This window comes from Bacillus rhizoplanae (genome assembly GCF_917563915.1).
GTDB lineage: Bacteria > Bacillota > Bacilli > Bacillales > Bacillaceae_G > Bacillus_A > Bacillus_A rhizoplanae.
Map to the genome: position 1 here is coordinate 1 of NZ_CAKJTI010000016.1, position 25579 is coordinate 25579.

30 protein-coding genes are annotated in these 25579 nt (G+C 35.2%); 22 read left to right on the forward strand and 8 right to left on the reverse strand.

Annotated elements, in window-relative coordinates:
- Positions 1-147 precede the first annotated feature (147 nt).
- A complete protein-coding gene (locus LRP84_RS14505; RefSeq protein ID WP_230575737.1) occupies positions 148-1605 on the reverse strand; it encodes a serine hydrolase in 1458 nt (485 codons plus the stop codon).
- Positions 1606-1862: 257 nt separating this feature from the next.
- On the opposite strand from LRP84_RS14505, the gene LRP84_RS14510 reads away from it, so the two are divergent.
- The 5 genes from LRP84_RS14510 (at position 1863) to LRP84_RS14530 (ending at position 7352) form a co-directional block, all read left to right on the forward strand.
- Complete coding sequence (locus LRP84_RS14510; RefSeq protein ID WP_230575738.1) at positions 1863-2819, forward strand: thymidylate synthase; 957 nt, start codon at positions 1863-1865, stop codon at positions 2817-2819.
- Between the two features lie 20 nt (positions 2820-2839).
- Positions 2840-3322: a dihydrofolate reductase gene (locus tag LRP84_RS14515; protein ID WP_230575739.1), complete on the forward strand. Its 483-nt coding sequence runs from the start codon at positions 2840-2842 to the stop codon at positions 3320-3322.
- Positions 3323-3585: 263 nt separating this feature from the next.
- Positions 3586-5580, forward strand: a complete 1995-nt coding sequence (locus LRP84_RS14520; protein WP_230575740.1) for a penicillin-binding transpeptidase domain-containing protein — start codon at positions 3586-3588, stop codon at positions 5578-5580.
- A 303-nt stretch (positions 5581-5883) separates the two neighbouring features.
- Positions 5884-6519 (forward strand): FMN-dependent NADH-azoreductase, encoded by a 636-nt coding sequence (locus LRP84_RS14525; RefSeq protein WP_230575741.1) that lies wholly within the window; start codon positions 5884-5886, stop codon positions 6517-6519.
- Positions 6520-6632: 113 nt separating this feature from the next.
- The gene (locus LRP84_RS14530) at positions 6633-7352 is read left to right on the forward strand and encodes a lysophospholipid acyltransferase family protein (RefSeq protein ID WP_230575742.1); all 720 of its coding nucleotides are present in this window, start codon (positions 6633-6635) and stop codon (positions 7350-7352) included.
- Positions 7353-7494: 142 nt separating this feature from the next.
- On the opposite strand, the gene trhA is transcribed toward LRP84_RS14530, so the two are convergent.
- Positions 7495-8151, reverse strand: coding sequence for a PAQR family membrane homeostasis protein TrhA (gene trhA, locus LRP84_RS14535; RefSeq protein ID WP_230575743.1), 657 nt, complete (start codon positions 8149-8151; stop codon positions 7495-7497).
- Positions 8152-8344: 193 nt separating this feature from the next.
- On the opposite strand from trhA, the gene tatA reads away from it, so the two are divergent.
- The 4 genes from tatA to LRP84_RS14555 all read left to right on the forward strand — a co-directional run bounded on the left by tatA (position 8345) and on the right by LRP84_RS14555 (position 10794).
- Positions 8345-8509 carry a twin-arginine translocase TatA/TatE family subunit gene (gene tatA / locus LRP84_RS14540; RefSeq protein WP_230575744.1) on the forward strand — a complete coding sequence of 55 codons (165 nt, stop codon included), beginning with the start codon at positions 8345-8347 and terminating at the stop codon, positions 8507-8509.
- A 128-nt stretch (positions 8510-8637) separates the two neighbouring features.
- Positions 8638-9393 (forward strand): twin-arginine translocase subunit TatC, encoded by a 756-nt coding sequence (gene tatC, locus LRP84_RS14545; RefSeq protein ID WP_230575801.1) that lies wholly within the window; start codon positions 8638-8640, stop codon positions 9391-9393.
- 154 nt (positions 9394-9547) lie between these two features.
- Entirely contained in the window at positions 9548-9799 is a 252-nt protein-coding gene (locus LRP84_RS14550) for a DUF2535 family protein (RefSeq protein WP_141524979.1), read from the forward strand.
- 152 nt (positions 9800-9951) lie between these two features.
- Entirely contained in the window at positions 9952-10794 is an 843-nt protein-coding gene (locus tag LRP84_RS14555; protein WP_230575745.1) for a DegV family protein, read from the forward strand.
- 107 nt (positions 10795-10901) lie between these two features.
- Here LRP84_RS14555 and LRP84_RS14560 read toward each other — a convergent pair whose 3' ends face one another.
- Entirely contained in the window at positions 10902-11882 is a 981-nt protein-coding gene (locus LRP84_RS14560; RefSeq protein WP_230575746.1) for an MBL fold metallo-hydrolase, read from the reverse strand.
- A gap of 135 nt (positions 11883-12017) precedes the next feature.
- Here LRP84_RS14560 and LRP84_RS14565 point away from each other — a divergent pair, with 135 nt between their 5' ends.
- Together LRP84_RS14565 and LRP84_RS14570 are read left to right on the forward strand one after the other, a co-directional pair.
- Positions 12018-12476 (forward strand): helix-turn-helix transcriptional regulator, encoded by a 459-nt coding sequence (locus tag LRP84_RS14565; protein ID WP_230575747.1) that lies wholly within the window; start codon positions 12018-12020, stop codon positions 12474-12476.
- A 161-nt stretch (positions 12477-12637) separates the two neighbouring features.
- Entirely contained in the window at positions 12638-13225 is a 588-nt protein-coding gene (locus tag LRP84_RS14570; RefSeq protein WP_098307201.1) for an SCO family protein, read from the forward strand.
- Between the two features lie 26 nt (positions 13226-13251).
- Here LRP84_RS14570 and LRP84_RS14575 read toward each other — a convergent pair whose 3' ends face one another.
- A complete protein-coding gene (locus LRP84_RS14575; protein ID WP_230575748.1) occupies positions 13252-13710 on the reverse strand; it encodes an Hsp20/alpha crystallin family protein in 459 nt (152 codons plus the stop codon).
- A 223-nt stretch (positions 13711-13933) separates the two neighbouring features.
- Here LRP84_RS14575 and asnB point away from each other — a divergent pair, with 223 nt between their 5' ends.
- The 5 genes from asnB (at position 13934) to LRP84_RS14600 (ending at position 18232) form a co-directional block, all read left to right on the forward strand.
- On the forward strand, positions 13934-15835 hold the full coding sequence (asnB, locus tag LRP84_RS14580) for an asparagine synthase (glutamine-hydrolyzing) (protein ID WP_098307205.1): 1902 nt from the start codon (positions 13934-13936) through the stop codon (positions 15833-15835).
- A gap of 97 nt (positions 15836-15932) precedes the next feature.
- Positions 15933-16292, forward strand: a complete 360-nt coding sequence (locus tag LRP84_RS14585) for a GNAT family N-acetyltransferase (protein WP_230575749.1) — start codon at positions 15933-15935, stop codon at positions 16290-16292.
- A gap of 16 nt (positions 16293-16308) precedes the next feature.
- Positions 16309-16797, forward strand: a complete 489-nt coding sequence (locus tag LRP84_RS14590) for a GNAT family N-acetyltransferase (protein WP_230575750.1) — start codon at positions 16309-16311, stop codon at positions 16795-16797.
- Between the two features lie 18 nt (positions 16798-16815).
- Positions 16816-17145, forward strand: coding sequence for a hypothetical protein (locus LRP84_RS14595; RefSeq protein ID WP_230575802.1), 330 nt, complete (start codon positions 16816-16818; stop codon positions 17143-17145).
- Between the two features lie 106 nt (positions 17146-17251).
- Entirely contained in the window at positions 17252-18232 is a 981-nt protein-coding gene (locus tag LRP84_RS14600; RefSeq protein ID WP_230575751.1) for an N-acetylmuramoyl-L-alanine amidase, read from the forward strand.
- Between the two features lie 223 nt (positions 18233-18455).
- Here the strand turns inward: LRP84_RS14600 and LRP84_RS14605 are convergent, their stop codons facing one another.
- The 3 genes from LRP84_RS14605 to LRP84_RS14615 form a co-directional block, all read right to left on the reverse strand.
- On the reverse strand, positions 18456-18623 hold the full coding sequence (locus tag LRP84_RS14605) for a hypothetical protein (RefSeq protein WP_230575752.1): 168 nt from the start codon (positions 18621-18623) through the stop codon (positions 18456-18458).
- Between the two features lie 263 nt (positions 18624-18886).
- Positions 18887-19138, reverse strand: a complete 252-nt coding sequence (locus tag LRP84_RS14610; protein ID WP_230575753.1) for a hypothetical protein — start codon at positions 19136-19138, stop codon at positions 18887-18889.
- A 13-nt stretch (positions 19139-19151) separates the two neighbouring features.
- The gene (locus LRP84_RS14615; protein WP_230575754.1) at positions 19152-19367 is read right to left on the reverse strand and encodes a hypothetical protein; all 216 of its coding nucleotides are present in this window, start codon (positions 19365-19367) and stop codon (positions 19152-19154) included.
- Between the two features lie 238 nt (positions 19368-19605).
- On the opposite strand from LRP84_RS14615, the gene dat reads away from it, so the two are divergent.
- The 4 genes from dat (at position 19606) to LRP84_RS14635 (ending at position 22868) form a co-directional block, all read left to right on the forward strand.
- Positions 19606-20475, forward strand: a complete 870-nt coding sequence (gene dat / locus LRP84_RS14620; RefSeq protein ID WP_230575755.1) for a D-amino-acid transaminase — start codon at positions 19606-19608, stop codon at positions 20473-20475.
- A gap of 132 nt (positions 20476-20607) precedes the next feature.
- Complete coding sequence (locus LRP84_RS14625) at positions 20608-21255, forward strand: nitroreductase family protein (RefSeq protein WP_230575756.1); 648 nt, start codon at positions 20608-20610, stop codon at positions 21253-21255.
- 292 nt (positions 21256-21547) lie between these two features.
- Positions 21548-22036, forward strand: coding sequence for a hypothetical protein (locus LRP84_RS14630; RefSeq protein ID WP_230575757.1), 489 nt, complete (start codon positions 21548-21550; stop codon positions 22034-22036).
- A gap of 283 nt (positions 22037-22319) precedes the next feature.
- Positions 22320-22868 carry a cysteine hydrolase family protein gene (locus tag LRP84_RS14635; protein ID WP_230575758.1) on the forward strand — a complete coding sequence of 183 codons (549 nt, stop codon included), beginning with the start codon at positions 22320-22322 and terminating at the stop codon, positions 22866-22868.
- A gap of 42 nt (positions 22869-22910) precedes the next feature.
- On the opposite strand, the gene LRP84_RS14640 is transcribed toward LRP84_RS14635, so the two are convergent.
- Positions 22911-23501, reverse strand: coding sequence for a class I SAM-dependent methyltransferase (locus tag LRP84_RS14640; protein ID WP_230575759.1), 591 nt, complete (start codon positions 23499-23501; stop codon positions 22911-22913).
- 168 nt (positions 23502-23669) lie between these two features.
- Between LRP84_RS14640 and LRP84_RS14645 the strand changes: the two genes are divergently transcribed.
- Positions 23670-24788: a GAF domain-containing sensor histidine kinase gene (locus LRP84_RS14645; protein WP_302850599.1), complete on the forward strand. Its 1119-nt coding sequence runs from the start codon at positions 23670-23672 to the stop codon at positions 24786-24788.
- Positions 24789-24801: 13 nt separating this feature from the next.
- Positions 24802-25437, forward strand: coding sequence for a response regulator (locus tag LRP84_RS14650; RefSeq protein WP_230575760.1), 636 nt, complete (start codon positions 24802-24804; stop codon positions 25435-25437).
- Positions 25438-25579: the final 142 nt, after the last annotated feature.

Sequence of the window (25579 nt, forward strand, 5' to 3'; positions counted from 1 at the left end):
AATCAAAACAAAACTAAAAGGAATGAGCCCTGTACAATACAGAACTCATTCCTCATTAGCTGCTTAAAATATGCGTCTAACTTTTTGGGTTCACTTCATAAAAGTCAGCGCTCTTTATTTTTGGAATAAACTTTACTAGTGGAAATTCTATTTTTCTATTTTCGTAAACAGAAGCGGCTTTGTGCTTAACGTTGCTGGTAGGTGCAGTTTAAGCTCGTTTAGTTCACCTGATGTATTCATCTCATAAGAAACTAATATGTTCATTTCCATTTGGAAAACATTCCATTTTGTACTGAACATATCATAGTGATGATGGTTCATTTCAATATCAAATGAGGCAAATTTTAAGTATAAAGTTTCATTTCGTTTGTGTATTTCTATTGTTCCGTATGCAGGATGTTCAAACGTTCCGATATAATCTTTTGATGGATGTGAAAGAACGGTTTCCTTTACTTGTGGTAGTGGCTTGTTCATCTCTTTCATTATTTCTTTAAATTTAGCTGTATCTTCTATTGCACGTTTGTGCCAATTAATTGGTTCTAATCCAAGCAATTCATCATAAATTTGATGTGCAAGATAAGAAGGGAGTAACGTATTACCACAATTCGTTAATACGACAAGCCCAATATTATGTTCTGGCATAAAGGAGACAAGTGCGGAGAATCCATCGATATTCCCTCCATGATGGATTTCTTTATGTCCGCGATAGGCACTAATAAACCAGCCGAGACCGTAGCTGTTTAATGGGCATTCCGGCATAGCGAATATTGGCTCATCTGGAATTGGGATATGCGGTGTATACATTTGTTGGAGCAGATTTTGTGCAAGTAGTTCATGTTCGCCAACTTTTCCTTTATTTAAATGAAGTAACACCCATTTTGCCATATCTTCTATATTTGAGTTCATACATCCAGCAGCGCCAATTGTATCAAGGTTGCAGAAAGGTACTTCTGTTATGTTTCCATCTTTCTCGATATAAGGAAGGGCATGGTCATCTGATTTTTGTGAAGTGATAACTGAGAAGTTTGTATGTTCCATCTGAAGTGGGTCTACAATATGTTCTGTTACATATTGTTCCCATGGTTGATTTGTAATGTTTTCAGTGATATAGCTGATTGTAGCATACATTAAGTTGTTATATAAAAATGCCGAACGGAACGGTACATCTAGTTCTAGGTGGCGAATGGTTTCAGCGATATCTCTTCTGCTTAATGAAGCTGCATACCATAGTAAATCATGACGGCTGACGCCGGTGCGGTGAGATGCTAAATCGCGAGCTGTTGTTTGCGCGCTTGCCAGCGGATCATGAAGTGAAAAAGTTGGAAGATAAGTTTGTACAGGTGTATCCCAATTGAACTTTTGCTGCTGTGCGAGTAGGCTTAAAGAAAGTGTACCAAATGCTTTTGTCGATGAACCAATTGCAAATAACGTTTTTGGGGTAACTGGTTTTTTATTTTTGGTATCACGGAACCCATAACCTTCTGAGAATACTACTTCTCCGTTTTTTACGATAGCAACTGCAGCTCCAGGGACGTTTAAATCTTTCATCATGTTTTGGATTTTCGTATGTAATTTACTTGTAAGAGGCATTTCAGTTTTTTGCATAGTAAAACCTCCACTCATATATTATTTACTTCCGCACTATAGTTTCTTGAAAAGGATAGGAAAACCCTTTTTCTTTTTATGAGGAAGATTGACAAAAGTATGTCAGATTTTAAAAGTGAAAAAAATTTTTTAATACTAGGTTTCTGCGTGTGTATACTATATGAAAGAGTTTTTACTAAAAAGGCAGTGTGAAATTTAAAGGCATATGATAAACTCAAATAATGTTACATAAAGCAATTGTGAAAGAAGGTTACTTGATGAAACACGCAGAGTATGAATATTTAAATATGTGCCGTCACGTTATGGAAAACGGTACGAGAAAAGAAGATCGCACTGGTACAGGAACGGTATCTGTATTTGGGTATCAAATGCGCTTTGATTTAAGTCAAGGTTTTCCGTTACTTACGACAAAACGTGTGCCGTTTCGTTTAGTAGCGAGCGAACTTCTTTGGTTTATGAAAGGTGACACAAACATTCGTTACTTGTTGCAGCATAATAATAATATTTGGAACGAATGGGCGTTTAAAAATTGGATAGAGAGCGATGCGTATACAGGGCCAGATATGACAGACTTTGGACTGCGTTCTCAGCAAGATGAAGACTTTAATAAGCAATACGAAGAGCAAATGAAATTGTTTAAAACAAAGGTGTTAGAAGATGATGAATTTGCGAAGCGTTACGGTAATTTAGGAGATGTGTACGGGAAACAGTGGCGTGCATGGAAAACGACTGCTGAAGAGACGCTTGATCAATTGCAAGATGTAATTGACATGATTAAGAAAAACCCAGATTCTCGTCGTTTAATCGTGTCTGCATGGAATCCGGAAGATGTACCAAGTATGGCACTACCGCCGTGTCATACATTATTCCAATTTTATGTGGCAGATGGGAAATTATCTTGTCAGCTATATCAACGCAGCGGTGATATTTTCCTAGGTATTCCGTTTAATATAGCTAGTTATTCTTTATTAACACATCTAATTGCGCATGAGTGTGGATTAGAAGTGGGTGAGTTTGTTCATACAATTGGTGATGCACATATTTATACAAATCACTTTGAACAAATAGAAAAACAATTAGCACGTGAACCACGTTCATTCCCAACGTTAAAGCTAAACCCAGATGTGAAATCTATTTTTGATTTTGAAATGAGCGATCTTATGTTAGAAGGATACGATCCACATCCAGCAATTAAAGCACCGGTAGCTGTGTAAGCGAAGATAGGAGGATACATATGATTTCATTACTTGTAGCAATGGATAAAAATCGTCTAATCGGTAAAGACAACCAATTACCTTGGCATCTTCCAGCAGATTTGGCATACTTTAAAAAAGTAACGATGGGCCATCCAATTATTATGGGGAGAAAAACGTTTGAATCTATTGGAAAACCTTTACCTGGGAGAACGAACATTATTTTAACTCGTAACAAAAATTATGAAATGGAAGGCTGCGAAGTCATCTATTCTATTGATGATGTGCAGAAAATGGACGAGCAACTGAATGAAGAAATTTTTGTGATTGGCGGTGCAGAGATTTTTAAAGAAGTTCTTCCGTTTGCGGATCGCTTGTATATTACGAAAATTGAAGAAGTATTTGAAGGTGACACATTCTTTCCGGAAATTAATTACAATGAGTGGAAAGAAATATCTGTAGAACAAGGCGTGACAGATGAGAAAAATCCATATACATATGCTTATCATGTGTATGGTAAATGAAAATAAAGCGGGAGAGAGAAGATTGGTGTATCGCATACCAATCTTTTTTTGTTGTTGTCTTTTCTAAGTACACTTTACAACTCTATACCCTCTTCTTTTTATATATTAAGAAAAGAAAAAATAAAGTCTTATGCAAAAATTTTCTGAATGTTATAATGGTAATATAAGAAGTGGTGCATATTGCGCTGCTTTTCTTTTGGGATATTTTTGTAAAATTGGAGTTTTATATTATAATAGTATTGAGATGTAAAGGAGGAGAAAAAGTGAAAAAATTATGGGGAATGCTTTTTATTTTTTCAATGCTATTTATAGTAGGCTGTGGAAAAGAAGAGAAGCCAGAGCAAGCAATGGATACATATGTAAAAGCATGGAATGAGCAAAAGTTTGATGAAATGTATGAACTGTTATCGAATGAGGCAAAGCAGTCGATTACAAAAGAAGATTTTGTAAAGAAATATGAAAACGTTTATACAGGAATTGCGGTGAAAAATTTAAAAGTAGAAGCAGTAACGAAAAAAGAAGACAAAAAAGATGAGAAAAACAATGCGAATGTACCTTTTAAAGTAAGCATGGATACAATCGGCGGGAAGATTACGTTTGAAAATGATGCAAAGCTTGTGAAAGAAAAGGATGGAGATAAGGACGTCTGGAAAGTTGATTGGAATCCATCATTTATTTTTCCAACTATGAAACAAGATGATAAAGTACTTGTTCAATCATTTTCGCCAAAGCGCGGTGAAATTTATGACAGGAATGGAAGCGGATTGGCAACGAATGGGAAAGCTTCCGAAGTTGGAGTTGTGCCTGGAAAATTAGGTGAATCAGCACAGCAAACAAAAGAAACATTAGCAAAATTATTACATATGCCGGTTGAAGATATCGAAAAGAAATTAACAGCAAAATGGGTACAACCAGGCTACTATGTTCCAATTTCTATTTTACCAGAGGGTGCAAATGAAAATGATTACATATCTATGCCTGGTGTAGCGACGCGTACAGTGAATGTTCGTACATATCCTTTAGGAGAAGCTGCGGCACATTTAACTGGCTACATGGGGAAAGTGAATGCAGAGGATTTAAAGAAATTAGCAGATAAAGGATATAAAGCCGATGATCCTATTGGAAGAACAGGTCTAGAAAGTGTTTTTGAAGATAAACTTCGCGGTGAAAAAGGCGGACGTGTTTATATTGCAGATGCGAAAGGAAAAGAATTAAAAGAACTTGCCAAAAAAGAAGCGAAAGATGGCGAAAATATTACACTAACGATTGATGGAAGTTTACAACAAAAAATTTATGCAGAAATGAAGGGCGAAGCGGGTTCAAGTGCAGCAGTGCATCCGCAAACAGGAGAAACATTAGCACTTGTAAGTAGTCCATCATACAATCCAAACGCTATGATAAGAGAGTCAGCAAAAGCAGAGCGAGATGCTTGGAATAATGATCCGAAAAAGCCGATGACAAATCGGTTTACACAAGTATACGCACCCGGTTCTGTGTTTAAGCCTATTACAGGCGCAATTGGTCTAGAAACAAAAGTACTGAATCCAAAAGAATCTCTTAACATTGATGGTTTAAAATGGGCAAAAGATTCTTCTTGGGGTAACTATTATGTAACGCGTGTCAAAGATGTCAATCCAGTTGATTTTGAAAAAGCAATGATTTATTCTGATAACATTTATTTTGCACAGGAAGCATTAAAAATTGGTAAAGATAAGTTTATGGAAGAAGCGAAGAAATTTGGGTTTGGTGAAAAGTTACCGATTGAATATGGATTTGCAACTTCGCAAATCGCAAAAGATGGTATAAAAAATGATATTCAACTTGCTGATACAGGGTATGGTCAAGGTCAAGTTTTAATGTCATCTCTTCACGTTGCATTATCTTATGCGCCAATTGTGAATGAGGGGAATATTCCATCTCCACATCTTTTAAAAGATGAAAAGCAGGTAAAGGCGTGGAAAGAAAACGTGGTATCAAAAGAGAACAGTGATATTTTGAAAGACGCTTTAATAAAAGTTGTGAATGACCCAGAAGGAACAGGTAAGATTGCAAAATTAGATGGTATTACGCTTGCTGGAAAAACAGGAACAGCGGAATTAAAAGAATCAAAAGAAGCAGATGGTAAAGAGTTAGGGTGGTTTGTTGCATTTGATGCAAATTCTCCAAATATGGTTGTGGCAATGATGATTGAAGATGTAAAAGGTAGAGGTGGAAGTAGTATTCCGGCTGAGAAAGTCAAACATGTGTTTCAAAAGTGATGGAAAAAGAGCTATCTCATTCATAAGTGAGATAGCTCTTTTTAATCCTGTTATTCCCCACCTCAAGAAGCGAAGAAATATCTCTAATTGTTAATAGCTTTCCGTAATTCAGTGATGAATTTCTTTCAATGATGAAAGTCTCGCTCAATATAATTATTTACTTACTAAAAAAAAGTAACTATTTTTATTGACAGATAAAAATTAATTATATATTATTACTTATGTAAGGTAAGTGATTTACTTTTTAACGAAAAATCTTGAATTGAAGATATTAATGAAGAGAAAAAAGGGAGAGAAATAAACATGACAAAAGTACTATTTATCACAGCAAATCCAAATCTAGCAGAAGTATCATTTGGTATGGCAGTAGGAGAAGCATTTATTGAATCTTACAAACAAGCGAATCCACAAGATGACGTTGTAACAATTGATTTATTTCATACAAACGTACCTGTAATTGATAGTGAAGTGCTCTCTGCTTGGGGGAAACTTGGTGCAGGAGAAGGCTTCGAAACATTAAGCGAAAGTCAACAACAAAAAATTGCAGCAATGAGTGGGAACTTAGAAATATTTATGCATGCAGATAAATACGTATTTGTAACACCAATGTGGAACTTAAGCTATCCACCAGTTGTAAAAGCATACTTAGATAACTTATCAATTGCAGGTAAAACATTTAAATATACTGAAAATGGTCCAGTTGGTTTATTAGAAGGCAAAAAAGCGCTTCATATCCAAGCAACAGGCGGCGTTTACTCTGAAGGACCATATGCAGCGATGGATTTTGGCCGCAACCACTTAAAAGCGATGTTAAGTTTCATGGGTGTAACGGATGTAGAATATATTGCAGTAGAAGGTATGAGTGCAAATCCTGCACAAGCACCTGAAATTAAAGAACAAGCAATCGAAAAAGCACGTGAATTAGCAAAACAATTCTAATCTATCATATTATGAAAAATGTCCAAACACTTGCCGTTTGGACATTTTTTCTTCTTTTTCCTTCGTTTGTCTAGTATAATGAAGAACGGAATGACAATATGTGGGGGTTCTATATGATTCAAACGTTTTTTAAAATTTTGTACTTAATTTTAATTGTAATTGGTATTACGCCAAGAATGTGGCGTGTAAAACGAAAGGTACATACACTATCACCGCAAGAAAAAGATCGTCTGGTATATAAAACAACAAATTGGTTTGGCAAGAAGATGGTTCATGTAGCTGGATCAACAGTACAAGTGAATGGACTTGAAAATGTACCACAAGATAAGCCAGTGCTAGTAGTAAGTAATCATCAAAGTGATATGGATATTCCTGTTTTACTAGGTTATTTAAATAAGCCAATTGGATTTGTTTCGAAAGCGGAAATTAAAAAATTTCCACTTGTATCAACATGGATGGAATTGATGAACTGTGTATTTATGGATCGCAAGGATCGCCGTCAATCTTTACAAGCTATTAAAGATGGAATTGAGCTGTTAAAGCAAGGGCATTCTATCGTTATTTTTCCAGAAGGAACTCGTAGTAAGGGAAATGGAATGGAAGAATTTAAAGCTGGTAGTTTTCATCTTGCTGTAAAAGCAGGTGTAGCGATTTTACCAGTAACATTGGACGGAACTTATAAAATGTTCGAAGCAAACGGTAATCGAATGAAGCCGGCGCATGCAACAGTCACAATTTCGAAACCAATTACAGCAGAACAATATCGAAATATGGATATTAAAGAATTAGCAAAATATACGCAAGATATTATTGCAGGTCAGCTAAATAAGTAAGTAAAAAGGTCTCAGCTTTTATTATAGCTGAGACCTTTTTTATCCCACTATTTGTGGACAGTAATATCCTCACCTCAAAGCTCAGCAAAAGCAAAGAAGTTAGGTGGGGGGAAGAGAATCCCCCACTGATTAAAGTTTCACTTTATGCTACAGGTAATACATAAAATAAAACGCATAAAAACATCATCGTACTTCCGCCTAATACAAATACGTGCCAAATTGCATGGTTAAACGGGAGCTTTTCCCATAAGAAGAAGATGGCGCCGACAGAGTATAAAATGCCACCAATTAATAATAACGAGAAGCCACTACCTGTTAAGTTTTCATATAACGGCTGAATGGCAATAATAATGAGCCAACCCATAATGACATAAAACAAAGTTGATAGTTTAATAAAACGACGTACAAAAAAGATTTTAAAGACGATTCCGGCGATTGCTAACGTCCAAATGATTGCGAGTAATGTCCAGCCCAGTGGTCCGCGCAGTGTAACGAGTAGAAATGGTGTATATGTGCCAGCAATTAATAAATAGATGGCAGAATGATCTAGGATAGTAAATAACTTTTCTACTTTTGGGTGATGGATACTATGTAATAGTGTTGAACATAAATAAAGTAAAAACATGCTCACACCGTATATAGTAAACCCTACAATTGCCGATGCTGTTCCGTACTTTGAGGCATGGATAATTAAAATAATTAACGCAGGGATACTTAAAATGGCACCGACGCCATGTGTAATTGCATTTGCGATTTCCTCTTTAACAAACTGAGTCATTCGATTCATCTTTTGAGTCATGTTTCGACTCCTTTCTTACATAGTAAAATGAGGAGTGCAGTTTCTTTCACCATATCATATACAAAAGGAATAGGAAATGAAAATTGTATAAAAATTATATTTTCAAATTTTTGTGACAAAAGATAACGGATACATTGACGTTTTCAAACTTTTTTGACAAAATGAAATTAAGTAAAAATAAGGGGGAAGCAGTATGCCAAATATTGGGTTTCCAGGATTAATATTAATTTTAATTATAGCATTAATTATTTTTGGTCCAAAAAAATTACCGGAAATTGGACGAGCATTTGGAGAGACCTTAAAAGAATTTAAAAAATCTGCAAAAGGTTTGCATGATGATATAGATGAGAAAAAATGAAGGGAAACATTTATCAGTAAGGGGGCTTTCCTGCTGATTTCTAGTGAAACCAGACGGGTTCTTACGTCCGTTTGTGAAGGATAAAAGATGTGAGAGAGTTTCTTGCATCTTTTGCTAGTGACCAGGAAATGGGTGAGAATATGAACGATCACGAAATGAGCGTAGTAGACCATCTTGGTGAGTTGCGGAAACGACTCATTATTACAGCAGTAACATTTTTATTTTTCCTTATTATTGGTTTTTCTTATACGAAAGAGATCTATAGTTTTATTGTCAAAGATCTACATATGAAACTAACAGTTCTTGGTCCGAGCGATATTTTATGGATCTATTTTGTTATTGCGGCTGTGTTTTCGATTGTATGTACGATTCCAATCGCAGCCCTGCAGCTTTGGTTATTTGTCAAGCCAGCATTGCTTCCGCATGAGCAAAAAATGACGCTTTTATACGTACCAGGATTATTTATATTATTCATCGGTGGACTATGTTTCGGATATTTTATTATTTTACCATTTGTACTGCAATTTTTAGTTAGTCTTGGTGATGAAATGTTTCAAACAATGTTTACAACAGAAAAGTATTTTTCTTTTGTTATGAACATGACCGTACCATTTGCTGTGATTTTTGAATTACCCGTTGTAACCATGTTTTTAACGAGTATTGGGATTTTAAATCCAGTAGCACTACAAAAGATTAGGAGATACGCGTATTTTATATTAATTGTAATTGCGGTATGCATTACACCACCGGACTTTATTTCAGATTTCTCTGTAGCAATTCCATTGTTAGTAATTTATGAATTAAGTATTACAATGTCAAAAATTGTATATAAAAGAAAAGTAAAACGAGAATTGCAATCCTCATCGAAAAGTGCTTCTTTATAACGGGCACTTTTTTTATTTCTTTGTTATACTATTAATGTAAGCGTATACAATATAAAGAAGAAAAAATTAATGCTTCTCCAAAATTTAGACAAACTTTTTGTCTTTGTCGGTTTATACTAACATTATAAATCCAAAAAAAAAGAGGATTGATATCGTGATTATGAAGAGTTTTTATTTTACTCATCCAACAGGAAAATGCGTAAAGGTGGTCGAAATCCCTGTGCTACAAACACAGCATCCATTAGCGTTTCAAATTCAGTCGCGTCTTCAGCTCTTTATTTCAAAAATTCAAAAACAAAAACAACCAAGGTTTTCGTACTCATTTCGAGAATATTTGCGAAGTTGCTTAAAATGGAATGATTATTCAAATGTATATGAAACAAACACGTTAGAAAAAAATGCATAGAAAAATTCGAGACAGAGCAAATGCGCTCTGTCGTTTTCTTTTTAGTCATAAAAAGTGAGAATTTTGTCGGAAAATTATCTCAAACTGTTGAAAGCAATGTGAATACTAGTATAATAACAGGGAGAGCGTAGTGGAAAGGGAAGAAGTAAAATATGCAAAAAATTAAAATTGTCACAGACTCAACGGCGGATTTATCACCAGATGTGATTGAAAAATATGATATTCATGTTATCCCATTATCAATTTCTGTGAACGGACAAACTTATTTAGATCGTATAGATTTACAACCAGATGAGTTTATTGAAGAAATGGAAAAATCGGAAGAATTGCCAAAAACATCTCAACCAGCAGTGGGTTCATTTGTAGAAATGTACGATCGTTTAGGAGAGGACGGCAGCCAAGTTCTTTCGATTCACTTAACAAATGGCCTAAGTGGATCAGTTGCAACAGCAAATAGTGCAGCGACGATGACAGATACAAAAGTAACAGTAATTGACTCTTTATTTATTAGTCATGCTTTAGCTTATCAAGTAATTGAAGCAGCAAAAATGGCGCAAGAAGGTCGTTCTTTAGAAGATATTTTAAAACGTGTTGAAGAAGTTAGAAAAAATACACGCCTATTTGTTGTCGTTGATACATTAGAAAACCTTGTAAAAGGTGGTCGTATTGGTAAAGGAAAAGCAATGATTGGATCTTTATTAAATATTAAGCCGATTGCTAGTGTTGAAGACGGAGTCTACAATCCGATTACTAAGGTACGTAGCCAAGGACAAATTGTAAAAACATTAGCGAAAATATTTGAAGAGGATATAGCTGGTAAAACAGTAAAGGCAGTGGCTATTCCTCATGCGAAAGCACTACCGTTAGCGCAAAAAATGAAAGAAGCAGTTGAAAAAATTAGTGGATTTACACAATCAGAGATTTTCTTCACAACACCTATTATTAGTACACATACAGGCGTTGGAGCAATTGGATTTTCTTATTTTGCAGAATAGAAAAAAGCTACTTGATCACATTCAAGTAGCTTTTTTAGTAGAGTGCAAAAGAAATAATACGCACGATACGAATGCTCATACTATTATGTTCTGATTTTGTAAATGTGTTATACATGCGTATTTTCTTTTTTTATTTTTTCTTCTTGTATGGAAGGCGAAGTAGCTATATACGTTTGCCCAAGAAATAAAATGTGCAATTGTTCCCATGGGAGCATTCGTAAATTCCAATTGTTGCGAAGTCTTGTAATCGCCTCCTTTGGTGTTTCATCTGCGAGCGGAAATGTACCGTAATGCATGGGGATAAAATGTTTTGCTTTTATATCTAAAAACGCTTGCACTGCTTCTTCTGGAGAAATATGCGATATTTTCATAAACCATTCGGGTTCATAGGCTCCAATTGGCATGAGGGCAATATCAATTGTAAAGCGTTCTCCAATTTCTTTAAAACCCCGAAAATATCCGCTATCGCCACAAAAATAAATAGTTTCTTCTGTTGTTTTGTTTTCAATGACCCACCCGCCCCAATGAGAGGAGTTCATATCAAATAATGATCTTCTCGTCCAATGCTGAGTTGGAACAAAATGCAAATGTACATTATCAATTACTGTATGTTCCCACCAGTTATATTCTTCAACATGGAAAAATTTCTTTCGTAAAAATAACTTTTTTAAACCACTTGGTACCAAATATAGTACATCCGATTTTAGTTGACGAAGCGTGGGGAAATCAAGGTGATCGTAATGTCCGTGAGAAATAAGTACTATATCAATGGGCGGTAGTTCTTCAAGAATTAGTCCAGGCTCTGTAAGGCGTGGTATAACTTTAACTTTTTTAGACCATACAGGATCGGTTAAAATATTGAGTCCATTTGTTTGAATAAGGAATGTCGAGTGACCAATCCATGTAACGGTTGTTTTATATTCATTTGTACGTAAAAAAGTAGCTTGTTTTACAGGCGATTGTTCTATAACGAAAGAAAAGTCTTTCTTCTTTTGTTTGCGTTCTTTTCTCCACCTTAAAAATTCTCTTATCGGTTTTTGTGTACTGATATTATCCATGTTCTCATAACGCTTTCCACACATGAACATCACCTCACATAAAATCTATTTAGTCCTATTGTATCGAAATGTTGTAAAGGAAAGAAGTAAATGAAATTGACTAATTATTAAAAAAGTGTAAAATTACAACGAGGTAATCTTTACAAAGCAAGCAGAGGTGTTCACATGAATAAAGACCAAGTGGTACTGAAAGTCGCGAAAAGAATGAAGCTGATCCGAACAGAACATAATTATACACAAGAAGAAATGGCAGAGATTTTAGGTCTTTCCAAAAAGACGCTTGTTCAAATTGAAAAAGAACGCATTTCACCTTCGTGGACGACTGTTGTTGCGGTATGTGCGTTGTTTCAAGACAGTGAAGTGTTACAGTCCGCGTTTGGGGGATCTGCTCTTGAAGTTGTTCAAACAGTCTCTCATCACCATATTGAATATAAAAAAGAAAAAACGATGGGTGGACATGTATGGTGGAAGGAAATTGAGAAAAGAGGACTTTTCTGCTTACAGCAAAATATTGTTAGTCAGCATTATCGTATTTTAGATGACGAAGAGTATAGGTGGTTTAGCACATTTGATAAAGAAGAAGCTATTGAAAAATTAGTACGATTTAGTGAACAAGTGAAGTAAACACTTCTCCTGTAGTGTTTACCTTTGTTACAATAAAGTGAAACTTTCATTAGTAGGATTGTTCCGTATTGATGAAAATATCTTACAAATCGGACTCTTACTGTTCGTTAGCATAGGATAGAAGAAATGTTATATTTTGAAAGAGAGAAGGGTGTTCTAGAATGAAGAAATATCAAAAATGGATTGGTATTCTTACTGTTTTTTGCTTACTAGTCTTAGCTGGATGCAGTTCAGGATCAAAACTTCGAGATCCATTAAATTGGGACGTTGAAAGTTTTCAATACATAAATCAAAATGGTGAAAAGTTTGGTACGAAAGATTTAAAAGGAAAAGTGTGGGTAGCGGATTTCGTATTTACACACTGTCAAACGGTATGCCCACCACTGACAGCTAATATGGCGAAATTACAAAGGTTGGCGAAAGAACAAAAACTAGATGTTCAATTTGTATCGTTCAGTGTTGATCCAGAGGTAGATAAGCCCGAAGATTTAAAAGCATTTGCACAAAAGTTCACAGATGATACGAAGAACTGGAATTTGCTAACAGGGTATACGCAAGATGACATTGAAAAGTTTGCGAAGAAAAATTTTCAAATGCTTGTTGACAAACCTGACAATACAGATCAAGTTGTTCATGGCACATCATTTTATTTAGTAGATCAAAACGGGAAAGTCGTGAAGCAATATAGCGGAATTAAAAATACACCATATGAGGATATACTACGTGATATTAAGCGTTTAACACAGTAAAAAAGGATGCGAATGGGCATCCTTTTTTATTCAATCGATAAAATATCATGTTGCTGCGGAAGTTTTGGTGCACGAATTTCTAAAATGCCATCTTGATAAGAAGCTTTCGCTTGTTTTTTATTAATCGTATACGGTAGTTTAATCATGCGGGAAGCTTCTGACATTGCGCGTTCGCGGCGATAATAATTATGTGATTCTTTTATTTCTTCTCCTAAAATATCTTCTTTTACGGAAATTTTTAAGTATTCACCCTGTATTTCAATTTGAATCTGTTGTTTTTGAACACCAGGAAGTTCAGCTTTTATAACAAGGTCTTCTCCTACTTCAAATAAATCAACAGGAAATGTTAATAAACGATTTCCTTTTTGGAAAAAGTGATTCATATCTGCAATAACATCACGAAGCGGAGTTTGTTCGAAAAAGTCATCAATTTGCTTTAAGTAATTTCGAAATGGCGGACGTGAAGACTTTTGTTCATCACTCATAATTTCCCCTCCTAAAGATAAATCTGAAATATCATATGACCAAAATGCCTAAATGTGAGTGTGGTTTTTTCAGTTACGTAAGAAATTGAAAGTTGATGAAGGATAGGATAAGAATAGGAGCGGTTTTTTTGTACTTTTTGTCGCCATATTGTTATGATTGTGCTAGTATAAATAGGGTTAGTAGTATAGAAAAAGAATGAAAACCGAAAGAGGGTAAGAAAGTATGTGTGGTTTTGTAGGATGTTTATGTGAAAACCCTAGAGAGTTTTCAGCAGAAGAAAAACATCAATTTGAAAATATGAATACGGTTATCTTTCACCGCGGTCCAGACGATGAAGGATACTTCCGTGATGAACATGTACAATTTGGCTTCCGCCGTTTAAGTATTATTGACTTAGAGGCAGGACATCAGCCGTTAACGTATGAAAACGATCGTTATGTAATCATTTTTAATGGTGAAATTTATAACTATGTAGAGCTTCGTGAAATGCTTCTTGAAAAAGGTGCAACATTTGCGACGCAATCTGATACAGAAGTAATCATTGCATTGTATGCTCATATGAAAGAAAAGTGTGTAGATTACCTTCGTGGTATGTTTGCATTTATGATTTGGGATCGCGAAGAGAAAAAACTTTTCGGTGCGCGTGATCATTTCGGTATTAAGCCACTTTACGTTGCACAGCACGGAGATACAACATTCTTTGCATCTGAAAAGAAAAGTATCTTACACGTGATGGAAGATAAAGGGGTAAACCCAGCTTCTCTACAACATTATTTTACGTATCAATATGCTCCGGAACCTGAAACACTAACAGTAGATATTAACAAAATTGAGCCGGGTCATTGCTTTGTAAAAGAGCTTGGTAAAGAAATGGAAATTCGCCGTTATTGGCAACCATACTTCAATGCATCTGATGCAACGAAAGAAGAGCATATTCAAGCAATTCGTGACGTATTATACGATTCTGTAAAAATGCATATGCGCAGTGATGTACCAGTAGGTTCATTCTTATCCGGTGGTATCGATTCATCGATTATCGCGTCTATTGCAAAAGAAATGAATCCAAATCTGTTAACATTCTCTGTTGGTTTTGATCGCCGTGGCTTTAGTGAAGTTGATGTAGCGAAAGAGACAGCGGAAAAATTAGGTGTGAAAAACTATAGCGTATTCGTAACACCGCAAGAATTCATGGATGAATTCCCCAAAATTATGTGGCATATGGATGATCCATTAGCGGATCCAGCAGCTGTACCATTGTACTTCGTTGCAAAAGAAGCGCGTAAACATGTAACAGTTGTTCTTTCTGGTGAAGGTTCAGACGAGCTGTTTGGCGGATATAACATTTATCGTGAGCCAAACTCTTTAAAAATGTTCTCTTACATCCCTAGCCCAGGAAAACGTGTGTTAAAAGCGTTAAGTGGTGCATTAAAAGAAGGGTTCAAAGGAAAAAGCTTCTTAGAGCGCGGATGTACACCGATCGAAGAGCGTTACTATGGAAATGCGAAAATTTTCCGTGAAGAAGAAAAAGCAGCACTTATGAAGCACTACAATGAGAGTGTTAATTACATGGATATTACGAAGCCATTGTATGATGATATTAAGAACTACGACGATGTAAGCAAAATGCAATACATTGACATGTTCACATGGCTGCGCGGCGACATTTTATTAAAAGCTGATAAAATGACAATGGCACATTCATTAGAGCTTCGCGTACCATTTTTAGATAAAGAAGTATTTGATGTGGCATCTAAAATTCCAACAGAATTAAAGATTGCAAACGGTACAACAAAAGCAATTTTACGTGAAGCAGTACGCGGTATTGTACCGGATCACGTATTGGATCGTAAGAAGCTAGGCTTCCCAGTACCAATCCGCCACTGGTTAAAAGATGAAATGCATGATTGGGCTGTAAATATCATTAAAGAAAGCAAAACAGAGCATTTAATCGACAAGCAGTACGTATTAAACTTATTAGAAGCACATTGTGCAGATAAAGGCGATTACAGCCGTAAAATTTGGACAGTACTTGCATTTATGGTATGGCATCAAATTTTTGTTGAGCATAAATACGATACAAATGTGTTCCATGAAGAAACAAAGCGTGCTTATAGCTTAGTATAAATAGAAAACCTTAAGATAACATTGTTATCTTAAGGTTTTTTTCATAAATACTTGTCCTACTTGATACAATAATAATAAGAATGAAGGTGAAATAGTTATGTTAACGTTTGAAAAAGTGATAGATGAAACAAGGCTAGTAATAGAAGAAATGTTTTTTTCTCATAATCTACCTGTTCAAGATGTAGCGTATTGTATAAAAGCAGACGATACATACGTAGGGATTATTGATTACACTGTGCAACAAAATAAAGCGATTTTATCTTATCTTCTCATTCATCATGATTATGAAGGATACGGATATGGAACAAATGCTTATTATACGTTTGAAGAAATCGTCAAAAGAGACGACGTGGAAGAGATTGAAATCACACTTATAGATAAGAATGAAAGAGTAAAAGCATTTTTTGAGCAACTTGGCTTTCAACAAAATAATCATGTTTATACAAAGCAACTGTAATGGGGGAGACGAAGAAATGGAAATTCGCAACGCATATAGGGAAGATGTAAGAGCTATTTTACATATATATAATGATGCAATTGTACATACAACCGCTACATTTGATTTGCAAGAGAAATTATTAGCAGAAATGAATATGTGGTTTGATACACATAATGAAATGTACCCAATCATCGTTGCTGAAGAAGATGGTATCGTACTTGGGTATTGCTCTTTATCTCCATTTCGAGAAAAAGAGGCATATAAGCAAACAGTAGAAATTTCAGTTTATGTGGAAAAGCAAGCGCGCGGAAAAGGTATTGCGAAAAAATTGATAGAGCGCATACTTCAATTAGCAGAGGAATTGAGGCATCATACTATCATTGCTGGGATTACAAAGGGGAATGACATAAGTGTGAAGTTGCATGAACAAATGGGGTTTACATATGTAGGATGTTTTCGAGAAGTTGGCTATAAGTTTAATGAGTGGCAGGATGTGTTATTTTATCAGTACATTATAAAATAAGGTGGGAAGTGTATGGGAATGACGCTAGCGCTTATTGCAGTTCTAAGCTGTTTTTTATTTGCAGAGTTATTTCAATTACTTGTGAAAAATATATTGAACAAGAAGCGTACACCATATGAGTGGCAATATTTCCCTTTGTTTTCAATATTGTTTCTTGCACTATATACTTTGCAAAAAGTCACTCTTTTTCCACCACCAATTGCAATTTTTTTGAAATTAGGCTTGCTATATAGCTGTATTGGTATGGGAATTCTATTCTGTCTATTTTGTATGAGATATACCCACTATCAAACTTATATTTTTATTTTAAATTGGTTGAAACGAGATGATGGGAACCGTCTTTCATAAGATGGTTTTTGTCTATCGTTGTAACATTCTGTAAATTATGCGAATAAAATAGAAGGAGTACAACCATACGTGCTTTAAATGAAGGGAAAAAGAAAGGGATTGATTGATGAAACTTGTCATTGATGCAGGACATGGTGGATATGATTCTGGTGCTGTTGGAAATGGCTTAGTAGAAAAAAATCTTACATTACAAATTGCGCAGCGTGTTCATGATATTTTAATAGCAAACTATTATGTGGATATTGAAATGACACGTGATAGTGATGTATTCGTAGCATTATCACAACGTGCAAATATTGCTAATTCATATAATGCTGATTTTTTCATTTCATTTCATATTAATAGCGGTGGTGGGACAGGCTATGAAGACTATATTTATAATGGTCTCTCAAGCGGTAGTTCTGCGGCAGGAAAACAAGCGAAAATGCATGAAGCAGTACGTTCTGTTTTAACTCAGTATGGCTTGCGTGATCGCGGTGCTAAAACGGCAAATTATGCAGTATTAAGAGAAACAGGGATGGACGCTCTCTTAACAGAAACAGCATTTGTTGACACAGCGTTTGATGCAAATTTACTAAAGAATCAACAATTTATTGAAGATTTATGTCAAGCGTATACACGTGGTGTTGTGAATATTATGGGATTGTCTGCAAAAGAGAATCCGCCAGCACCAAACCCACAAACAATTGGTGTAGCAAATATTCTTGGAACGAACGTAAATTTACGAACAGGACCATCAACGAGCTATTCAGTTATTCGTAAGTTAAACGCACCAGAGTCGTATGTTGTTTATCAAGAGAGTAATGGTTGGTTAGATCTTGGAGCGAGTCAATGGATTTATTATGATCCGTCTTATATTCAGTATATGAAGTATGGAAATCAGAATGGAAGTCCAGTTGGTATAGCTAAAATTCGTGGAACAAACATCAATTTACGAACAGGACCATCAACGAGCAATCCGATTATTCGTAAGTTAAATGCACCAGAATCGTATGTAGTATATCAATATCAAAATGGTTGGCTTGATCTTGGAGCGAGTCAATGGATTTATTATGATTCATCTTATATTGAATACACTTCATATTAAGTTAGTTAGAAGGAAAGAATCCATGCCTTATGGATTCTTTTTTTATCCCGCTATTCGTGGGCAGTAAGCCCCCCGCCTCAAGTTTCACTTTATCTTAATTCCGTCAAATAAATCTTTAAAATGGGATGTATACTAAAAAACTAGGGTTCCTTGTATTTTACAGGGGCCCCTAGTTTTTGTGAGTAGAAAATTATACTTTTTCAATGTACAAAGAGGCTTTCCGTTATGATAATTGCTTAAGATAATAACGTCTTCTTTTATTCATTCGCAGCTTTTGGAGCTGTTTCCTGTGAAATCGCTGCTTCCAATTCTGACTATAAAAATGAATAGAACGTACAATTAAAGGCGAAAATGCCCCGCTGAAACTATTATATCCTTCGAGTAACCCCAAGCTAATCCCCCCTTTTTAAGAGATAAAAACCGTGAGAATTAGATACCTTAAACGGTTCGCGTCTAATATTTTATGTATATATATATGTTATGAGCAAGTCCTTCTGTAGATTGTGTTAGCATTTAAGGAAGGGGTAATTCACGTTACTGTAATTTTATCCCGCATTAACGGGCAGTAAGACCCTCACCTCAAGATTGAGAGAAAAGCGAAGAAGATAGGTGGGGGATAACTGCCCGTAAAAGCCCGATTGGTTCAACTAACCATCAGTGGGGGATGAAGAGAGCTTCCACTGATGGAAGTTTCACTTTATCTTTTACAAATGTATAAAAAGTTTGAAATTGCTCATCTGGAATATGTGTAACGCGTTCCTCTTTTAATGCAGAAGAAAGAGGTTTTTCGAAATAAATTACATTTGTTTTTACCCCTAAAATATGACCAGTACGAGCAATGCAACGTGTAAAGTCGCGGTAATGTAAGGTGTGACATTTCGTGGTTAGACCTTGTTGCTCAGCCATGATAATTTGTCTATCAGTAAAAAAATAAAAAGCCAATTGCTGTATGGCGAAATGCACCGGTTGATAAGTAATAGAAGCATTCGTTAGGTGCCAGTTCTCTCTTTAGCATTGCGACCGCATGTAAATAGAATTGCTGCATCTTTGATGGAAGCGCAGGAACTGCTGTTGTTAATTCATCATAAGTGAAACAGCTGTGGTTTGTTTTGATTTCTATATTTTGGATGTACACGCGTGTCTTCTTTTTGGATATTTCGAAATAACGATATTATTATAAAACAAAATTTGCTGCAGATGAATTGGAAAATATAGTGAATTCGAACTTATAACGTGTTATTAATTTTACGACTTTCTTAAGAATAACAATAAATGTAGAGAAGTTTTTTGATGTTTAAAAGTATGAAAATTCTTTCTTTTTAAATAATTTGAGTTGTACAATGGAAGTACATATGAAGAGGAGGCGAGAGATTATGAAAAGTGTTCATAAAGATTGGATTTTATTTAATGGAAGCATCGTGAATATGAAAGAGAAAGAACCAATGATTTCATTAGAAGAGAGAGGATTACAGTTTGGGGATGGAGTATATGAGGTATTTCGTTTATATGATGGGAAGCCTCATTTATTAGATCTCCATTTAGATCGTTTCTTCCAATCTATGGAGGAAATTGAATTAGAACCGCCATTTACAAAAGAAGAACTGATTTCTCAACTGCAGCAATTGATTGAGAAAAATCAATTTAAAGAAAATGGGAATGTATATATTCAAATTTCGAGAGGTGTACAACCTAGAAATCACTTGTTCGAACTAAATCTCCAACCTACATACTACGCAAATATCGTACCATTTCCGAGGCCGACTACTCTTATGGAAGATGGAATTAAAGTGACAGTAACGGAAGATATACGTTGGCACCGTTGTCATATTAAATCTCTCAATTTACTTCCAAATATCATGATTAAAAATAAAATTGCAAAAGAAGGCTATTATGAAGCAATTTTAGTTCGTAATGGTATTGTAACAGAAGGGTGTCATTCTAATTTCTTTATCGTAAAAAATGGAACCCTTATTACACACCCTGTGAATCAATTTATTTTGTATGGAATTACACGTCATCACGTTATTTCCTTAGCGAAGCAACTGAATATCCCTGTAGAAGAACGCCAATTTTCCCTTCAAGAAGTATATGAAGCGGAGGAGTGTTTTTTTACAGCTACACCTATTGAAATTGTACCGGTAACGCAAATTGGAGAAGATTGGTATCAAACGGAAGAACAACGAGTTATAAGAAAGTTGCAGGCAGCGTATAAAGAAAGTGTTTATACTGCTAACATACAATAAAAATGGTTTTTATTAGGTGTTAAAAGTAAATAAATGCTTAAAAAGCTGGAACATGTCCAGCTTTTTTTGTTATATGATATAATCAGACAAGTAGGGATTTTGAAAACGTTATAAAAGGGGATTTGGAGTTATATGGATTATCAAACATTCAAAGATATTATTCATGGGCGCCGTAGCGTTCGTAAATTTACAGAGCAAGATGTTTCTGTGGAAGATATTGAAGAAATCATCGATTGTGCGAGATACGCACCGAGTGATACAAATTCACAAACGTGGGAATTTGTCGTTATTATGAATCGTGACAAAATTAAATACATTGAAGAAATGACATGGAACGCGTTACATAAGCGAGCGGAAGAAGCGGCACAAAAAGGAGAGGAAAAGGCAGGGAAGTTATTGACACGTTCCTTTGGACCATACGCAACCGCTTTTTCAGATGCGCCTGTTTTAATTATTTGTTTAGCAACACCATATCAGTCTAAGTTTCGTGAAAAGATTTTTGATCCGATCGATTTTGTTCCAGAGTCTGTGTGGGAAGAAGAAGGTATCAAAAGTAGTTGTTTAGCCTCGCAAAACTTAATGCTTGCGGCTCATGCTCGTGGTCTAGGTACATGTCCGATGACAGGACCGGTGTTATTAGCGCAGAGCGAGCTAAGAGACTACTTACAAATTGAGTCTGATAAACAAATTAATATGGTTATTGCATTAGGTCACCCGAAAGAACAGCCGAAAAAGCTAGCTCGAAAAGAAGTAGTGGAAATTACAAAGTTTATCAGATAAAGTGAACTTTTTATGGTAGAGATAAATGTTGAAGTAATCTTAGTTGTAAGAGCTAAGATTATTTTTCATGTAGAAATGAATGAAATACATAATCAATAGGTTAAGATGAATGCTAAGAAAGCTTTGCTAAAAATTTCTTGAAGAAATAATGATGATAATAAGAGGATAAGTGTGGTACAGTTAGTAGTGTAATGTGAATGCTGTGTTCATGAAAGTGTTACGAATAGGTGTATATATCAAAAAAATATTTTTGTATAATAAATTAAACATTAAGATACAGGGGGAATGGATTTTGAAAAAATTCATAATCACTGGATTATCTGTTATGTTGTTAGTGGGTTGCGGAGTAACAAAAGAAAAGAAAGTGACGGAAGAAACGCAACAAGAACAAACTGTTAATGCGCAGCAAGAAAGCAAATATTCATTCCCAGAAGGAGTAACTTCAGTTGGTGAAGGAAAAGTAACAGTTGTTACACCAGATGGTACATCAGAAAATGGGAATGTGCCTGTAGTATTTATCAAAAAAGATACGATTATTCAACAAGTGGAAATTGAACTTTCAAATTTCCAAGGGGATAAAGAAACATTTGTATACGTTGATAAGCAATTTGAAGAAACGCATCAAGTAAGGAAACTAACACAAACGACAATCGCATTAAAAGAAGAGACACTACAACCAGGTGTTCATACCGTAACAGCAATCCAGTATGAAAATAATGATCCAAATGGAAAAGTAATCAACTTTGCCCAAGCAAAGTTTGAAAATAAACCAGCACAGTAAGAAGAAATCTGCTCTAGGAGCAGGTTTCTTTTGTTTTTATCCCGCTACTTAGGGATAGTAAGCCCCTTACCTCAAGATTCAGAGAAAGCGAAGAAGATAGGTGAGGGATAACTGCCCCTAAGAGCCCGATTGGTTCAATTAACCATCAGTGGGGGATGAAGAACTCCCCCACTGATGGAAGTTTCACTTCATAGGGATTTTTGTTACACATGTCGAATATGTAATAAGTCGTCGTTATAACACGTTTTCTATTGTTTACTGTGAAACGAAAGGGAGAGAAAAGATGAAACGAGCACTTATTAATATTGATTATACATATGATTTCGTAGCAGAAGATGGGGCGCTAACATGTGGAAAACCAGCGCAAGTTATAGAAGAGTATATTGTAGAAATAACGAAGCAGCATATTGAAACTGGAGATTATGTTGTATTTGCCGTTGATAAACATGTAGAAAATGATTCTTATCATCCAGAGACTAGATTATTTCCACCGCATAATATAGCAGAAACAAAAGGAAGAGGTTTATACGGTGAATTGCAAAATGTATACGAAAAATACAAAAATAATGAAAATGTATACTACATGGATAAAACACGGTACAGCGCTTTTGCTGGAACGGACTTAGAAATCAAACTGCGAGAAAGAGGGATACAAGAAGTGCATCTTGTTGGTGTTTGTACGGATATTTGCGTGTTACATACAGCAGTAGATGCTTATAACAAAGGATTTCGTATCGTAGTATACGAAAAAGCAGTTGCCTCATTTAATGAACAAGGGCACGAGTTTGCATTACAGCATTTTAAGTCTTGTTTAAATGCTGAAGTAAAGTAAGAGGAAAAAACCGCCAGAAAAATAAGGATTCTGGCGGTTTTGCTATTTTCTTGCAACTATACAAATCGATCCCCTATATTCATGAAATACTACATTGTTATATCCAGTTTCTTTTAGTAATTTTTCTATATCTTCTTTTGTTTTAAATTGTGTCATATGATAATTTATTTTATAAAGTTCAGCCACAATGATAAAATGGCCATTTGGTTTTAACACCCGAAATATTTCTTTCACATCGTTTTCTAAGTTTGGCCAAAAGTAATGGGTTTGAAATGCAGTAATCATATCAAAAAAGTGATTTGAAAAAGGAATAGAAGATACGCTTGCTTTTTTTATAAGAACTTTTCCTGAATTCACATCTGTTTTATTCGTTTTCATAGAGTCTTCTACTGCTTTCTCGGAATAATCTATGCCGTATACTTTTCCATACGGGTTCATTTTAGAGAGAGTATGTACTGTTTTTCCTCCACCGCAGCCTATATCGAGTATTATCGCTCTCTCATTGATTTTAATTTTGCTTAAAGCCCATTTTGTCATATTCGCATGAGCCACATTCATGATACATAACATAGATGATCCGACAAAACCTTGTGGATTTTTAGCTTGTTCAATTAATTTGTTCAATACATTCAAATTCCTCTCACCTTTCTTCTCTTATTTTAATGTTGAAAAATTTTTGGTGGTATACATTCCCTGTTGTATTTTTCTCTATACTTCTTTGAGTTCCTTTATTATGGAAGTTTTTCTTTATTTGTAGTATTTGAAATTTTCTTGATGTTATAATAAGAAATGGTGATGAACATGAATGAAAATGAAAAGCAAATGCATCGATTACAAGCGTTAAAAGAAATTGCCGAGTTATTAAATGAAGCGACTGATTTGCAGGAAATGTTAGAAAAGGTACTACATACGCTATTGCAAGTTATGGATTTACAAACAGGATGGATTTTTTTTATTGATGAAAAAGGAACGCATCGAATGCTTGTTGATACAAATTTGCCGCCAGCACTCACATGGGAAGAAAAGAAACCAATGTGTGAAAGAGATTGTTGGTGTATTGATCGATTTGTTGCTGGACGTTTGCAAAAAGCAACAAATATTATTGAATGTAAGCGAATAGAAGATGCGATTAAATATAAATGGGGAGAAACAGAGAGTATTACTCATCATGCGACGATTCCGCTTCAAGCAGGAGAAGAAAAGTTTGGATTATTAAATGTTGCTTCTCCTCATAAAAGGCACTTTACAGAAGAAGAATTAGCTTTATTAGAAGCCATTGCTTTTCAAATCGGAACAACAATTCAACGTATTAGACTGGTTGAGAAAGAACGAAAATACGTAGTCATTGCAGAAAGAAATCGATTAGCGCGTGATTTACATGATTCTGTCAAACAACTTCTCTTTTCAATTATGTTAACAGCTAGAGGAACGATTGATATGACGAAAAATAAAGAACTACAAGAGATGTTGATGTATATAGGAGAGTTATCACAAGAGGCACTGCAAGAGATGACATTATTAATTTGGCAATTACGGCCTGAGGGTTTAGAAAAGGGCCTTGCTGAAGCGATTCAGAATTATGGGAATTTACTTGGTATCCATGTAACCATGCGAATTGATGGAGTTATTTCGATCAGCGATGAAATGGAAGAAATGCTATGGCGTATTAGCCAAGAGGCGCTCCATAATTGTAAAAAACACGCATCTTGCGAAAAAGTATTTGTACACTTAAAAATAGAAAACAATATGTTAAAGTTTCAGATTGAGGATGACGGAGTAGGATTTATTAAAGAAAAAGTAAGAAATTCTGCGCTTGGTTTGAAAAATATGCAGGAGCGTATTGAGTTAATGAAAGGAAAGTTTCATATTCAAACTAAACCTGGAGAAGGAACGAAACTGGGGATTCAATTACCCGTTTGAAGGGGGAAATTCATTGAAAATAAAACTATTGCTTGTAGAGGACCATCATATTGTACGAAGAGGTCTTGTTTTCTTTTTAAAAACAAAAGAAGAATTTGATATTATTGGTGAAGTGGGAGATGGAGAAGAAGCGTTGCAATTTATTCAAAAAGAACGACCTGATGTCGTATTAATGGATGTGTCGATGCCGAAAATGGACGGAATCGAAGTAACGAAGCGTATGAAACAATATGATCCATCTATTAAAATACTTATGTTAAGCAGTTTTTCAGAACAAGATTATGTTCTTCCGGCACTCGAAGCAGGTGCAGATGGATATCAATTAAAAGAAGTACAGCCAGATCAACTTGTAGCTTCCATTATTGCAGTTTATCAAGGAAATGCTAATTTCCATCCGAAAGTAACCCCTGCGTTATTAGGACGCCCAGCAACAGTTGGGATAAAGCAAGATAGTTTATCTATGCTAACGAAGCGGGAAAAAGAAGTGCTGCGAGAAATCGCCAAAGGGAGAAGTAATAAAGAAATTGCAGCAGAGCTACATATTACAGAACAAACCGTAAAAACGCATGTTTCAAATGTTCTTGCTAAATTAAATGTAGATGATCGAACGCAAGCGGCCCTGTATGCGGTAAAGCACGGTGTTGTATAGGAAGGATTAATTAAAATAAAACAAGAACTCATACTTTCGTATGAGTTCTTGTTTTATTTTTTCATACTATTTTCTCAATCGTTTTCCGTCTTTTTTACGGTTTATAAGAGGCAATTTTCTGATAATATAAATATAGAAATTC

What these genes read in the sequence shown, in the direction of transcription:
- LRP84_RS14505 (WP_230575737.1), bottom strand. Translation starts at nt 1,605, where the DNA reads ATGCAAAAAACTGAAATGCCTCTTACAAGTAAATTACATACGAAAATC.
- LRP84_RS14510 (WP_230575738.1), top strand. Translation starts at nt 1,863, where the DNA reads ATGAAACACGCAGAGTATGAATATTTAAATATGTGCCGTCACGTTATG.
- LRP84_RS14515 (WP_230575739.1), top strand. Translation starts at nt 2,840, where the DNA reads ATGATTTCATTACTTGTAGCAATGGATAAAAATCGTCTAATCGGTAAA.
- LRP84_RS14525 (WP_230575741.1), top strand. Translation starts at nt 5,884, where the DNA reads ATGACAAAAGTACTATTTATCACAGCAAATCCAAATCTAGCAGAAGTA.
- LRP84_RS14530 (WP_230575742.1), top strand. Translation starts at nt 6,633, where the DNA reads ATGATTCAAACGTTTTTTAAAATTTTGTACTTAATTTTAATTGTAATT.
- trhA (WP_230575743.1), bottom strand. Translation starts at nt 8,151, where the DNA reads ATGACTCAAAAGATGAATCGAATGACTCAGTTTGTTAAAGAGGAAATC.
- tatA (WP_230575744.1), top strand. Translation starts at nt 8,345, where the DNA reads ATGCCAAATATTGGGTTTCCAGGATTAATATTAATTTTAATTATAGCA.
- tatC (WP_230575801.1), top strand. Translation starts at nt 8,638, where the DNA reads ATGGGTGAGAATATGAACGATCACGAAATGAGCGTAGTAGACCATCTT.
- LRP84_RS14555 (WP_230575745.1), top strand. Translation starts at nt 9,952, where the DNA reads ATGCAAAAAATTAAAATTGTCACAGACTCAACGGCGGATTTATCACCA.
- LRP84_RS14560 (WP_230575746.1), bottom strand. Translation starts at nt 11,882, where the DNA reads ATGTTCATGTGTGGAAAGCGTTATGAGAACATGGATAATATCAGTACA.
- LRP84_RS14565 (WP_230575747.1), top strand. Translation starts at nt 12,018, where the DNA reads ATGAATAAAGACCAAGTGGTACTGAAAGTCGCGAAAAGAATGAAGCTG.
- LRP84_RS14570 (WP_098307201.1), top strand. Translation starts at nt 12,638, where the DNA reads ATGAAGAAATATCAAAAATGGATTGGTATTCTTACTGTTTTTTGCTTA.
- LRP84_RS14575 (WP_230575748.1), bottom strand. Translation starts at nt 13,710, where the DNA reads ATGAGTGATGAACAAAAGTCTTCACGTCCGCCATTTCGAAATTACTTA.
- asnB (WP_098307205.1), top strand. Translation starts at nt 13,934, where the DNA reads ATGTGTGGTTTTGTAGGATGTTTATGTGAAAACCCTAGAGAGTTTTCA.
- LRP84_RS14585 (WP_230575749.1), top strand. Translation starts at nt 15,933, where the DNA reads ATGTTAACGTTTGAAAAAGTGATAGATGAAACAAGGCTAGTAATAGAA.
- LRP84_RS14590 (WP_230575750.1), top strand. Translation starts at nt 16,309, where the DNA reads ATGGAAATTCGCAACGCATATAGGGAAGATGTAAGAGCTATTTTACAT.
- LRP84_RS14595 (WP_230575802.1), top strand. Translation starts at nt 16,816, where the DNA reads ATGACGCTAGCGCTTATTGCAGTTCTAAGCTGTTTTTTATTTGCAGAG.
- LRP84_RS14600 (WP_230575751.1), top strand. Translation starts at nt 17,252, where the DNA reads ATGAAACTTGTCATTGATGCAGGACATGGTGGATATGATTCTGGTGCT.
- LRP84_RS14610 (WP_230575753.1), bottom strand. Translation starts at nt 19,138, where the DNA reads ATGGCTGAGCAACAAGGTCTAACCACGAAATGTCACACCTTACATTAC.
- dat (WP_230575755.1), top strand. Translation starts at nt 19,606, where the DNA reads ATGAAAAGTGTTCATAAAGATTGGATTTTATTTAATGGAAGCATCGTG.
- LRP84_RS14625 (WP_230575756.1), top strand. Translation starts at nt 20,608, where the DNA reads ATGGATTATCAAACATTCAAAGATATTATTCATGGGCGCCGTAGCGTT.
- LRP84_RS14635 (WP_230575758.1), top strand. Translation starts at nt 22,320, where the DNA reads ATGAAACGAGCACTTATTAATATTGATTATACATATGATTTCGTAGCA.
- LRP84_RS14645 (WP_302850599.1), top strand. Translation starts at nt 23,670, where the DNA reads ATGAATGAAAATGAAAAGCAAATGCATCGATTACAAGCGTTAAAAGAA.